Source organism: Rhizobium metallidurans, from assembly GCF_014196505.1.
Taxonomy (GTDB): domain Bacteria; phylum Pseudomonadota; class Alphaproteobacteria; order Rhizobiales; family Rhizobiaceae; genus Rhizobium; species Rhizobium metallidurans.
Window position 1 is genome coordinate 342,688 of record NZ_JACIDW010000003.1, and the last position, 12,174, is coordinate 354,861.

General features: G+C 61.9%; 9 protein-coding genes. 7 read left to right on the forward strand and 2 right to left on the reverse strand.

The features are described from left to right. The first annotated feature begins 10 nt into the window (after positions 1-10). From GGQ67_RS08410 to GGQ67_RS08435, 6 genes are all read left to right on the forward strand, one after another. Positions 11-1,681, forward strand: coding sequence for a ribonuclease J (locus tag GGQ67_RS08410; protein WP_183899696.1), 1,671 nt, complete (start codon positions 11-13; stop codon positions 1,679-1,681). A gap of 3 nt (positions 1,682-1,684) precedes the next feature. Beyond that, positions 1,685-2,089 (forward strand): methylmalonyl-CoA epimerase, encoded by a 405-nt coding sequence (gene mce / locus GGQ67_RS08415; protein ID WP_183899697.1) that lies wholly within the window; start codon positions 1,685-1,687, stop codon positions 2,087-2,089. Between the two features lie 127 nt (positions 2,090-2,216). Then, a complete protein-coding gene (locus GGQ67_RS08420) occupies positions 2,217-2,498 on the forward strand; it encodes a DUF1467 family protein (RefSeq protein WP_183899698.1) in 282 nt (93 codons plus the stop codon). A 576-nt stretch (positions 2,499-3,074) separates the two neighbouring features. After that, complete coding sequence (gene proS, locus GGQ67_RS08425) at positions 3,075-4,397, forward strand: proline--tRNA ligase (protein WP_183899699.1); 1,323 nt, start codon at positions 3,075-3,077, stop codon at positions 4,395-4,397. Between the two features lie 19 nt (positions 4,398-4,416). Next, positions 4,417-5,724 carry a lipoprotein-releasing ABC transporter permease subunit gene (locus tag GGQ67_RS08430; RefSeq protein ID WP_183899700.1) on the forward strand — a complete coding sequence of 436 codons (1,308 nt, stop codon included), beginning with the start codon at positions 4,417-4,419 and terminating at the stop codon, positions 5,722-5,724. Between the two features lie 14 nt (positions 5,725-5,738). Next, positions 5,739-6,422: an ABC transporter ATP-binding protein gene (locus tag GGQ67_RS08435; RefSeq protein WP_183899701.1), complete on the forward strand. Its 684-nt coding sequence runs from the start codon at positions 5,739-5,741 to the stop codon at positions 6,420-6,422. A gap of 48 nt (positions 6,423-6,470) precedes the next feature. Here GGQ67_RS08435 and GGQ67_RS08440 read toward each other — a convergent pair whose 3' ends face one another. Next, positions 6,471-7,052: a hypothetical protein gene (locus GGQ67_RS08440; protein ID WP_183899702.1), complete on the reverse strand. Its 582-nt coding sequence runs from the start codon at positions 7,050-7,052 to the stop codon at positions 6,471-6,473. A 305-nt stretch (positions 7,053-7,357) separates the two neighbouring features. Between GGQ67_RS08440 and dnaE the strand changes: the two genes are divergently transcribed. Then, a complete protein-coding gene (dnaE, locus tag GGQ67_RS08445) occupies positions 7,358-10,855 on the forward strand; it encodes a DNA polymerase III subunit alpha (protein WP_183899703.1) in 3,498 nt (1,165 codons plus the stop codon). On the opposite strand, the gene GGQ67_RS08450 is transcribed toward dnaE, so the two are convergent. Then, a complete protein-coding gene (locus GGQ67_RS08450) occupies positions 10,852-12,087 on the reverse strand; it encodes a L,D-transpeptidase family protein (protein WP_183899704.1) in 1,236 nt (411 codons plus the stop codon). The two genes, dnaE and GGQ67_RS08450, sit on opposite strands and share 4 nt — an antisense overlap. Between the last annotated feature and the right edge of the window lie 87 nt (positions 12,088-12,174).

A 12,174-nucleotide genomic window follows, 5' to 3' on the forward strand; every position in this document is an offset into this window, starting at 1 on the left:
AACAAGCAGCATGGCGAAGCAGGACGAACTGGTATTTCTGCCTTTGGGCGGCGTTGGCGAGATCGGTATGAATCTCGCCCTTTACGGCTATGGCCCGTCCGCCCATCGCCAGTGGATCATGGTCGACTGCGGCGTGACCTTCCCGGGGCCTGATCTGCCGGGTGTCGATCTAGTTCTCCCCGATATTCGCTTCCTCGCCAAGGAACGCAAGAACCTGAAGGCGATCTTCATCACCCACGCGCATGAGGATCACTATGGCGCGCTGGCCGATCTGTGGCCGGGCCTCAATGTTCCCGTCTATGCATCGGGCTTCACGGCGGGGCTTCTTGAAGCCAAGCGCAACTACGAGAAGTCGACGATGGTCGAAATCCCGATCACGCCGTTCACAGCGGGCACCGTGGTCAATGTCGGCCCCTTCAGCGTCGAGGGTGTGGCCGTCAATCACTCGATCCCCGAACCGATGTCGTTGGTGATCCGTACGCCGGCCGGCAATGTCATCCACACCGGCGACTGGAAGATCGACCACGAGCCGTCGCTCGGTCCGTTGACCGACGAGACACGCTTCCGCCAGCTTGGCGACGAAGGCGTGCTGGCGCTGATGTGCGATTCGACCAACGCGCTGCGCGACGGCGTCTCGCCGTCGGAGAAGGACGTTTCCGCAAGCCTGCGCAAGATCATCGAGAATGCCGAGGGTCGTGTCGCGATCACCACCTTCTCCTCGAATGTCGGCCGTATTCGCACCGTCGCCGAAGCTGCCGAAGCCGCCGGACGCGAAGTCCTGCTGCTCGGCAGTTCACTGAAGCGGGTCGTCAACGTCTCCCGCGACCTTGGTTTACTGGATGGTATCAAGCCGTTCATCGCCGAGGAGGAGTATGGCTACATCCCGCGTGAGAACGTCGTGGTGATCCTGACCGGCAGCCAGGGCGAGCCGCGCGCAGCCCTTGCCAAGCTCTCGCGCGACGAGATGCGCAACGTCGCGCTGACGGCCGGCGATACGGTGGTGTTTTCCTCGCGCGCCATCCCCGGCAATGAGAAGGCCATTCAGGACATCAAGAACGGGCTCGTCGAGCAGGGCGTTCACATCGTCACCGATAGCGAAGCGCTCGTGCACGTTTCCGGCCACCCGCGCCGTAACGAATTGCAGAAGATGTACGAGCTGACGCGGCCGGCCATCGTGGTTCCCGTGCACGGCGAGGCCACGCATCTGACCGCCCACAAGGTGCTCGCCGAGCAATCCGGTATCTCGATCGTTCCGCGCGTGCGCAACGGCGATATCCTGCGTCTGGCGCCCGGTCCGGTGGAGGTCATCGACGAGGCCCCGCATGGCCGCATCTTCAAGGACGGCGCGCTGATCGGCGATTTCGACGAGATGGGGATCGGCGAGCGCAAGAAGCTCTCCTACGTCGGTCACGTCGCGCTGAACGTGGTGATCGACAGCCGCTTCGACATCATCGGCGAACCCGACATGGTGGCGATCGGCCTGCCCATCTACGACGACGAGGGCGACGAGTTCGAGGACACGCTCTACGACGCCGCTCTCAGCGCCTTCGAGAGCATTCCGCGCGCGCGCCGCAAGGATCTGGATCTGTTGCAGGAATCGATGCGTCGCGCGGTTCGTTCGACCGCCAACCAGATCTGGGGCAAGAAGCCGCTGGTCACCGTCTTCGTCACCAAGGTCTGACCGATGCTCGGCCGCGTCAATCACGTCGCCATCGCCGTTCCCGATCTCGCCGCCGCGACGGCCGCCTATCGGGACACGCTCGGCGCCGTGGTGTCGGCGGCCGAGGCATTGCCGGAGCATGGCGTGACCGTTGTCTTCGTCGAGTTGCCGAATACCAAGGTCGAGCTGCTCGAGCCGCTCGGTCCGCAATCTCCTATAGCGGCCTTCCTGGAGAAGAACCCATCCGGCGGCATGCACCACATTTGCTACGAGGTGAGCGATATCATCGCCGCCCGCGACCAGATGCTGGCCGCCGGGGCGAGGGTGCTCGGAAATGGCGAGCCGAAGACCGGCGCGCACGGCAAACCCGTGCTCTTCCTGCATCCGAAGGACTTCTTCGGTACGCTGATCGAGCTCGAGCAGGTCTGAACCGGCTGCAACGGAGTGAACCAAGCGCCACCGAGATCGCGCAACTCCGTCAACGCCGCTTTGTATCGCGAAGGTTCAGGCTTATAAGGGCGATGGCCGTCTTGCGGCCGCTTGGGTGGGAGATCTTATGCTGCAGACATTTCTACAGGGCTTCGCGGTCTACTTCATCGTATGGTGGATGACGCTCTTCGCCGTATTGCCGATCGGCTTGCGTACGCAGGCTGAGAACGAGGATATCGTGCTCGGTACCGTACACAGCGCGCCCGCCCGTTTCCGCCCGCTCTTCACCTTCTCCCTGACGACGCTGGTCTCCGCCATCATTTACGGTCTCTGGTACGTCGCTTCGACCTATTTCGGCTGGAACTTGGACGCTCTTCCGCAGATCGGCCCATCGTTTTCCCGGGTCTGAGGGCGTTTGCCCATCGATTGGGCAGATGCGATGGCGAGGCCGTCATACGCATGTCATCAAGTTGCGGCATGGAGGTGCCGTAACGGAAAGAGCGCATTACGTTGCGGAAGACAGGTGCTTTCGGAACGCGGCGTGATCTCGAAAAGCCAAAAAAAAACAAGGCTAAAAGCCTTGTTTTAAGTATCGCGTGATCCTTAACCGTTACCGGGGCTGCGACAAGCGCGCCTAAGATCTGATCCTCCCAAGACTTGACCGCGAAATTGGTAGGGATTTGAACTCCCTGCCTGTTTTGTGGGCTAAAGCTAGCTCAAAGATTGTGCTTTGTCATCAGATTTTTTTGCATTTTTGCTACACTCGAGTAAATTTTTTCTGTTGATAAGAATTTCGCGCAAGTCATTATAATTTCGCCTTTTTCTTACTTTCTTCGATTTGCGGGCTCGAACTTGCTCTAAGAGAAGCCTGTGGACAGCCCTCGCGGGTTTCCTTCATGCCGCGAAGCGGTTATGAACGCAGCCAACATTGTGATTGCCTTCGATTCCGCTATCAGGCGGCGTCTCAACAGCTCTGGAATTCGCCATGCGTCTGTCTCGCTACTTCATGCCCATCCTCAAGGAAAACCCCAAGGAGGCTGAAATCGTCTCCCACCGGTTGATGCTGCGTGCCGGCATGATCCGCCAGCAGTCGCAGGGGATCTACTCCTGGCTCCCGCTGGGCAAGCGCGTGCTCGACAAGGTCAACAACATCATCCGCGAGGAGCAGAACCGCGCCGGCGCCATCGAGCTGTCGATGCCGACCCTGCAGTCGGCCGAGCTCTGGCAAGAAAGCGGACGTTACGACGCGTATGGCAAGGAGATGCTGCGCATCAAGGACCGCCAGGATCGCCCGATGCTGTACGGCCCGACCAACGAAGAGATGGTCACCGATATCTTCCGGTCTTCGGTCAAGTCCTACAAGGACTTGCCGCTGAACCTCTATCACATCCAGTTGAAGTTCCGCGACGAGATCCGTCCGCGCTTCGGCACCATGCGCTCGCGCGAGTTCATGATGAAGGATGCCTATTCCTTCGACATGACCCGCGAAGGCGCCGAGCACTCCTACAAGAAGATGTTCGCGGCTTACCTGCGCACTTTCGATCGTCTCGGCCTGCGCGCCATCCCCATGCGCGCCGACACCGGCCCGATCGGCGGCGATCTCAGCCACGAGTTCATCATCCTCGCCGACACCGGTGAATCGGAAGTCTACAGCCACAAGGACTTCGTGAATTTCGATATCCCGTCGGTCGACACCAACTTCGACGATGTGGCCGGTCTGGACACGATCTTCAAGAAGTGGACCTCGGTCTACGCCGCCACGTCCGAGATGCACGACGAAGCCGCCTTCGCCGCCATCCCCGAGGGCGATCGCCTTTCGGCGCGCGGAATTGAGGTCGGCCATATCTTCTACTTCGGCACGAAATATTCCGAGCCGATGGGCGCGAAGGTGCAGGGCCCCGATGGCAAGGAACACGCCGTCCACATGGGATCCTACGGTATTGGCCCGACCCGCCTTGTTCCCGCCATCATCGAAGCATCGCATGACGAGAATGGAATCATCTGGCCGGCCTCCGTCGCGCCTTTCGATGTCGTCGTGATCAACATGAAGGCCGGCGACGCCGCTTGCGACACAGCCTGCGAGAAGATCTACGCGGAGCTCTCCAAAGCTGGCGTCGATGTTCTTTATGACGACACCGACGATCGCGCCGGCACCAAGTTCGCGACCGCGGACCTGATCGGCGTTCCCGTGCAGATCATCGCCGGCCCGCGCGCGGTCGCGAACGGCGAAGTTGAAGTCAAGGACCGCAAGACCGGTGCCCGCGAAACGATGACCATCGATGCGGCAATCAATAAGCTCTTGGGCTAAGAAGAAGGCGGGAGGCGAAATGGCGGACGCAGCGGTGAGCCAGCAGGGATCCAAATCCGGCTCGGCTGCGGCCAGCAGGCCATTTTCCGCTTTCGAGCGACTTGTGGCGTGGCGCTATCTGCGTGCGCGCCGCAAGGAAGCCTTCATCTCGGTGATCGCCGGCTTCTCCTTCATCGGCATCATGCTCGGCGTCGCGACGCTGATCATCGTCATGGCCGTCATGAACGGTTTCCGCACCGAGCTGATCTCGCGCATTCTCGGCATCAACGGCCACATGATCGTGCAGCCGGTCGATGGTCCCTTCACCGACTACGCGGCTCTGACCGATCGCCTGGGCGCCGTGCCCGGCATCAAGGTGGCGCTGCCGCTGGTCGAAGGGCAGACGCTGGCGTCCGGCGCCGGCGGTGCCGGTACCGGCGCTCTGGTTCGCGGCATTCGCGCTGAAGACCTGAGCAAGGTGAAAACCATCTCCGACAACATCAAGTCCGGTGACCTGGTCGGCTTTGCCGCGAACCAGGGGGTTCTGATCGGTTCGCGCATGGCCGATCAGCTCGGCTTGCAGGCGGGTGATAGCATCACCCTGATATCGCCGGAAGGTGACGTGACGCCGATGGGCATCAACCCGCGCGTCAAGTCCTACAAGGTCTCGGGGATTTTCGAGATCGGCATGTCGGAATATGACGCGACGATCATCTATATGCCGCTCGAGGAAGCGCAGCTCTATTTCAACGCCGAGGGGCTGGTACAGTCGATCGAGCTCTTTGCCGACAATCCCGAAAGTGTCGATGAGCTCCGCCCCAAGGTGGAGCAGGCGGCCGGCCGGCAGATCGCCATCACCGATTGGCGCCAACGCAACCAGACCTTCTTCTCGGCGCTGCAGGTCGAGCGCAACGTGATGTTCATGATCCTGACGCTGATCGTCCTTGTCGCCGCGCTGAACATCATTTCCGGCCTGATCATGCTGGTGAAGGACAAGGGCAGCGATATCGCGATCCTGAGAACCATGGGCGCGACCTCGGGCTCGATCATGCGGATATTCTTCATGACCGGGGCCGCCATCGGCCTGGTCGGCACCTTCGCCGGCGTGCTGCTCGGCGTTATCGTCTGTGCCAACATCGAATCGATCCGCGCCTTCTTCTCCTGGCTGTCGGGAACGGTGCTGTTTGACCCGCAGCTCTATTTCCTCAGCCAATTGCCGGCCAAGATGGAGTTCGGCGAAACGGTCTCCGTTATCGTCATGGCGCTGACGCTGTCTTTCTTCGCGACAATCTTTCCGGCATGGCGTGCTTCAAAGCTCGATCCCGTGCAGGCCCTGCGCTACGAATAAGGAATGCTGATTTCATGAAGCGGAATACCGTTCTCAAGCTTTCCGGCGTGGAGCGTCACTATGGCCAGGGAGATACCCGCCTTTCGATCCTGAAGAAGGCCGATCTGACGCTGAACAGCGGCGAGATCGTCGCCCTCGTCGCCCCGTCGGGCACGGGCAAGTCGACCCTGCTGCATCTGGCCGGCCTGCTCGAACATCCCGATGGCGGCGAGGTCCACATCGGCGGCCATGCCTGCAACGGCCTGTCGGACGACAAGCGTACGGCGATCCGTCGCGGAGAGATCGGCTTCGTGTACCAGTTCCACCACCTGCTTCCCGAATTCTCGGCGCTCGAAAACATCATGATGCCGCAGATGATATCGGGGCTGCCGCGCAGCGAGGCAAAGGTGCGGGCAGGGCAGCTGCTCGATTACATGCGCATCGGCCATCGCGGTGCCCATCGTCCCGGCGAACTGTCGGGTGGTGAACAGCAGCGCGTGGCGATCGCCCGCGCCGTCGCCAACGCGCCGAGCCTCTTGCTCGCCGACGAACCGACCGGCAACCTCGATCCCGAGACGGCGAGCTATGTCTTCGAAGCCCTGGAGGCATTGGTCCGTCAATCCGGCCTCGCGGCCCTGATCGCCACCCACAACCACGAGCTCGCGTCCCGCATGGACCGCCGCGTCACCATCGCCGACGGCAAGGTCGTGGATTTCTGATCGCGATCGGCCGCGGAGAAATCATCGGCCATCCCTATCGCTGTCGTTTCACTCGGTGAACCCGCACGCCTTCTGTCCGACCTCGTCCTGCCAATCGCTGACCGCGATCGTCTTCGGCTCGACCGTTAATGCCTTGCCTTTCGCCATCACCTTGCCGGTCAGGATGTTGTAGTCGCACTGGCCGGTATCGTCCGTGTCGAGCGTGTCGTAATAGCTGTAGGTGTAGCCGGCGACGACGAACTGTTCGTCGCGATAGGCGATCGTCAGCGTCTGTTCCCACCGGCTGCGCCCGATAGCCGAATTTTGTGAACTGACCGCGATCGATCCGCCCGAACGGGCCTCGATCGAGGGATCCTGCCCGAGCATGCCGTCCAGCCTGGTATTTCCCCAGATCTTGCCCGGCGCCATGGTGACGAGGCGCTGCAGGGCGTGGTTCTTGTCCCGCAGGTAAAGATAGATCCCGACGTCGTTGCTCGGTTCCGGCGGCGCGACCAGAAGCGCAAGATCGCTGCCGCCGTCGCCGTTCCAATCACCGGTCGCGGCCGCGATGATTGCGGCGGGTTCGATCTGATCTGCCCAGGCAGAGTTGGCGCTGGATGTGAGCGCAAGAATTAAGACAAATTTAAACATGCTTTTCTCCGGAGCTGCGCGAGCAGGAAAGCGGAAAAGAATCCTGTTGACAATAGAACAAGAGCGGAACAAATTAGAAACATAACAGCACAGGAGAGCCAAATGACTGATATGATCCGCGATATCGCAGCATTCACCTCCATCGCAATGTTCATTGCGAGCTTCTCTTTGATCTGCATGGCAATCTAAGAATAACGGGGACCGCATGGCTGTCATGCGGTCCGTTCGCGCCCGCCTCTCTGGACATCGTCCTCCCCAAATCCGACAATGCAGCCGATTCATCAGGATGCGCGGAAAGGCATAGCATGGCGGGCACGGAAAATGGCGCGAGCGACTTCATCGGCGGTACGCCGGGCTTCGTTCACCTGCGTGTGCATTCCGCCTTCTCGCTGCTCGAAGGCGCGCTGCCGCTCAAGAAGATTCTCTACAAGGCATCGGGCGATAGCCAGCCGGCCATCGCCATCACCGACACCAACAACCTGTTCGTCGCGCTTGAATTCGCACAGAAGTCGATGGACGAGGGCCTGCAGCCGATTATCGGCTGCCAAGTCTCGATCGACATGGAAGACGGCCTTGAGACGGAGCGCCGCGGCGGACAGCAGCAGCTGGCGAAACTGCCGTCGATCGTGCTGCTGTCGGCCACCGATGCCGGCTATGAGCGGCTGGTGGATCTGGTCAGCCGTGCCTATCTCGGCGGCGAGGGCGCCGGGCAGGCGGTCCACATCAAGGCGTCGTGGCTGGACGAGCTCGGCACCGAGGGCCTGATCGCGCTGTCAGGCGCATCGACCGGCCCGATCGACATGCCGCTGAAAGAGGGCCACATCGCGCCGGCGACCGCGCGGTTGCTGTCGCTGAAGGACAAGTTCGGCGATCGGCTCTACATGGAGCTTCAGCGCCAGGGCACCTATGACAAGCGCCACGAGCAGCGCGTTATCGGGCTTGCCTATGAGCACGAGATCCCGCTGGTCGCGACCAACGAGGCCTTCTTCCCGACCCGCGACGATTACGACGCGCACGACGCGCTGATGGCCGTGGCGCACAATGCCATCGTCTCCGACGACACGCGGTTTCGCCTGACGCCGGATCACTATCTGAAAAGCCGCGCCGAGATGGTGAAGCTTTTCGCCGATCTGCCCGAGGCGCTTGAGAACACGGTGGAAATCGCCCGCCGCTGCTCCTTCGTCTTGAAGACCCGCAAGCCGATCCTGCCGCGCTTCACCGGCGCCACGGCGGATCCGGAGGAGGCGGAGCGCGCCGAATCGCTGGAGCTTCGCCGCCAGGCGGTCGAGGGTCTCGACATGCGCCTCGCAACGCTCGGCATGTCGCCGGGCTACGAGGAGAAGGACTACCGCGACCGCCTGGAATTCGAGCTCAGCGTCATCGAGCGCATGAAATTCCCGGGCTACTTCCTGATCGTTGCCGACTTCATCAAGTGGGCGAAGATGCAGGATATTCCCGTCGGCCCCGGTCGTGGTTCCGGCGCGGGCTCGCTGGTCGCCTACGCGCTCACCATCACCGACGTCGATCCGCTGCGCTTCTCGCTGCTCTTCGAACGCTTTCTCAATCCGGAACGCGTCTCGATGCCCGACTTCGATATCGACTTCTGCCAGGATCGCCGCGAAGAGGTGATCCGCTACGTGCAGAAGAAGTACGGCCGCGAGCAGGTGGCGCAGATCATCACCTTCGGTTCGCTGCAGGCGCGCGCGGCCCTTCGCGACGTCGGCCGCGTGCTCGAAATGCCCTACGGCCAGGTCGACAAGATCTGCAAGCTGGTGCCCAACAATCCGGCCAATCCGACGCCGCTGTCGAAGGCGATCGAGGAAGAGCCGAAGCTGCAGGAAGAGGCCGACAAGGAGCCCGTCGTCGCCCGCCTGCTCGATATCGCGCAGAAGATCGAGGGTCTCTACCGCCACGCTTCGACCCACGCCGCCGGTATCGTCATCGGCGACCGCCCGCTGTCGAAGCTGGTGCCGATGTACCGCGATCCGCGCTCCGACATGCCGGTCACCCAGTTCAACATGAAGTGGGTCGAGCAGGCAGGCCTCGTCAAGTTCGACTTCCTCGGCCTGAAGACGCTGACGACGCTGAAGGTCGCCGTCGATTTCGTGGCCAAGCGCGGCATCAAGGTCGATCTCGCCGCGATCCCGCTGGATGACAAGCTGACGTACGAGATGCTCTCTCGCGGCGAAACGGTCGGTGTGTTCCAAGTGGAAAGTGCCGGCATGCGCAAGGCGCTGATCGGTATGCGGCCGGACTGCATCGAGGACATCATCGCGCTCGTGGCGCTTTATCGTCCGGGTCCGATGGAGAACATCCCGACCTACAACGCCCGCAAGCATGGCGAGGAAGAGCTCGAATCAATCCACCCGACCATCGATTACCTCTTGAAGGAAACGCAGGGCGTTATCGTCTACCAGGAGCAGGTCATGCAGATCGCCCAGGTTCTGTCGGGCTACTCGCTCGGCGAGGCCGATCTTCTGCGCCGCGCCATGGGTAAGAAGATCAAGGCGGAGATGGACCAGCAGCGCGAGCGCTTCGTCGTCGGCGCCGTCAAGAACGGCGTGTCGAAGCCGCAGGCCGATAACATCTTCGAACTTCTGGCGAAGTTCGCCAACTACGGCTTCAACAAGTCGCACGCCGCCGCCTACGCCATCGTTTCCTACCAGACGGCCTACATGAAGGCGCATTATCCGGTCGAGTTCCTCGCCGCCTCGATGACGCTCGATATGTCGAACACCGAAAAGGTCAACGACTTCCGCCAGGACGCCAAGCGCCTCGGTATCGAGGTGATCGCGCCCTCCGTGCAGACCTCGTTCCGCCACTTCCAGACCGGCGACAATCGCATTTATTACGCGCTTGCGGCGCTGAAGGGGGTCGGCGAATCGGCCGTCGATCATATCGTCGAGGTGCGTGGTGACACGCCCTTCGCCAGCCTCGAGGATTTCTGCCTGCGCATCGATCCCAAGCAGGTGAACCGGCGCGTGCTGGAAAGCCTGATCTTCGCCGGCGCCTTCGATTGCTTCGGGCTCGACCGTGCCCAGCTCTCGGGCGGTATCGACCGCATCATGGGTTACGCCCAGCGCGCCCAGGAAAACAAGCTGAGCGGCCAGTCGGATATCTTCGGCGGCGTGCTGTCGTCAGGCCCTGAAAAGATCTCGATGCCGGCCTTCTCGCCGTGGCTGCCCTCCGAGCGCCTGCTCAAGGAGTTCCAGGTCCTTGGCTTCTATCTGACGGCCCATCCGCTAGACAGCTACAGCAACGTGCTGGAGAAGATGCGCGTCCAGACCTTCGGCGATTTCGCGGCCGCCGTGAAGCAGGGCGCCAGCAATGCGCGTCTGGCCGGAACCGTCATCTCCAAGCAGGAGCGCAAGACGCGCACCGGCAACAAGATGGGCATCATCGTCTTTTCGGATTCATCCGGCCAGTTCGAAGCCGTACTCTTCTCGGAAATGCTGAACCAGTATCGCGACATGCTGGAGTCGGGAAAATCCTTCGTCATCACCGCCACCGGCGAGGAGCGGCCCGAGGGTATCGGCCTGCGCATCCAGACGATCCAGTCGCTGGAGGAAAAGTCGCTGCAGATGCAGAAGGCGCTGCGTGTCTATGTGCGCGATGCCGGCCCGCTGCGCGCCGTTGCCGCCCATCTCAACGCGAGAGGCGACGGCCTTGTCTCCTTCATCGTCATCAAGGAGGATGGCAAGCGCGAGATCGAGGTGGAGCTGGCGCAGAAATACCGGATCACGCCCGAGATCGCCGCCGCCATGCGCTCGGCGCCGGGCGTGATCGACGTCGAGCTGGTCTAGCCGCGCGTCAGCGTGATGAAGTCGGTACCCTGACCGGTCTCCGGGCCGACGCCGGTGTCGGAGATCGTCAGCGTCGAGCCCGGCGTCAGCATGGCGTCGATCCGCTGTCTCGTGTCATCGGGAATGGTGATGCGGCCAAGCGCGTTCAGGATCGGCGTGCCTGATATGACGGAGCTTTCCATGGTGCTGATGCCCAGCCGTTTCATCGTCTGGCTGGTCAATGTGTTGGGCAGTGTCACGCCCAGCCATTCGGTCGTGCCGTCCTTGAGGTTCACCTCGCTCGCGCTGAAGAAATGGGTTCCAAGCGCCAGCTCCGGTTCGGCGATCGTCACCGGCGCTTCGAACACCGGCCGGAAACCCTGCCGCACCATGATCACGCCGTTCGGCGGCTCGCCCTTGCCGGCGGCGGTGTAGACCGCGCGCACGAGGTCGTCACTGACAAGCGACTTGGCTTGGGTGGAGGCAAGGGGATGCTGCTTCTTGAATTCGCCGATCGCCTGCACCGTCGCCGGGCCGAGATAGCCGTCGGCATTGCCGACGGCAAAGCCGAGTTCGGCGAGATAGGTCTGGAGATCGATGATCGTCTCGCGCTGCGAGCGGCGCGTGATCAGGATCTTCACCGGCTGGTCGTTTGCGGGCGCCGCGATAGGCTGCACCTGCAGCCGCGGCATGGCCACCTCGTTCATCGCCACCTGCACCGGCAGTTCGCCGATACCAGGCCTGAGCTCGACATCCGATAAAAGCGGCGCCGGAGCCGGCGCTTGCGGGCGAAACAGCATCGGGTGATCGATCGGCTCCGGCGCGAGCTGTCCGTCGGTGATGATCACCGGCACACCCATCTCGGTCATCTTGAAGAGCTGCTTTGCGAATGCGTCGGGCATGCGCACGCAGCCGTGCGAGGCGGGGTAGCGCGGCACCGAGTTCGACTGGTGCAGCGCGATGCCCGACCATGTCAGGCGCTGCATCAGCGGCATCGGCGCGCCCGAATAGATGTTGGACTCGTGATAGGTCTGCTTCTCGATCACCGAGAAGATGCCGCTCGGCGTCGTGTGGCCGGCCTTGCCGCTCGATATCTTCGACGTGGCGATGACATCGGCGCCGTCATAGACGGCCATCGACTGCTTGCTCTTGGAAACGAAGATCTGCAGCGCCCTCGCATCGGTGGCGAAGGCGGGATGCACCAGGGCGGTGGCCGACAGCAAGCCGAGCCCGAAGACGAGACGCGAGAACATTTGAACCCAACCGATACGCAATACTATGCGTCGGAGCGTAATGCTTGAAACTTAAGGAAGACTTGAAATGCGCGATGCCGGGCAGGG

What these genes read in the sequence shown, in the direction of transcription:
- GGQ67_RS08410 (WP_183899696.1), top strand. Translation starts at nt 11, where the DNA reads ATGGCGAAGCAGGACGAACTGGTATTTCTGCCTTTGGGCGGCGTTGGC.
- mce (WP_183899697.1), top strand. Translation starts at nt 1,685, where the DNA reads ATGCTCGGCCGCGTCAATCACGTCGCCATCGCCGTTCCCGATCTCGCC.
- GGQ67_RS08420 (WP_183899698.1), top strand. Translation starts at nt 2,217, where the DNA reads ATGCTGCAGACATTTCTACAGGGCTTCGCGGTCTACTTCATCGTATGG.
- proS (WP_183899699.1), top strand. Translation starts at nt 3,075, where the DNA reads ATGCGTCTGTCTCGCTACTTCATGCCCATCCTCAAGGAAAACCCCAAG.
- GGQ67_RS08430 (WP_183899700.1), top strand. Translation starts at nt 4,417, where the DNA reads ATGGCGGACGCAGCGGTGAGCCAGCAGGGATCCAAATCCGGCTCGGCT.
- GGQ67_RS08435 (WP_183899701.1), top strand. Translation starts at nt 5,739, where the DNA reads ATGAAGCGGAATACCGTTCTCAAGCTTTCCGGCGTGGAGCGTCACTAT.
- GGQ67_RS08440 (WP_183899702.1), bottom strand. Translation starts at nt 7,052, where the DNA reads ATGTTTAAATTTGTCTTAATTCTTGCGCTCACATCCAGCGCCAACTCT.
- dnaE (WP_183899703.1), top strand. Translation starts at nt 7,358, where the DNA reads ATGGCGGGCACGGAAAATGGCGCGAGCGACTTCATCGGCGGTACGCCG.
- GGQ67_RS08450 (WP_183899704.1), bottom strand. Translation starts at nt 12,087, where the DNA reads ATGTTCTCGCGTCTCGTCTTCGGGCTCGGCTTGCTGTCGGCCACCGCC.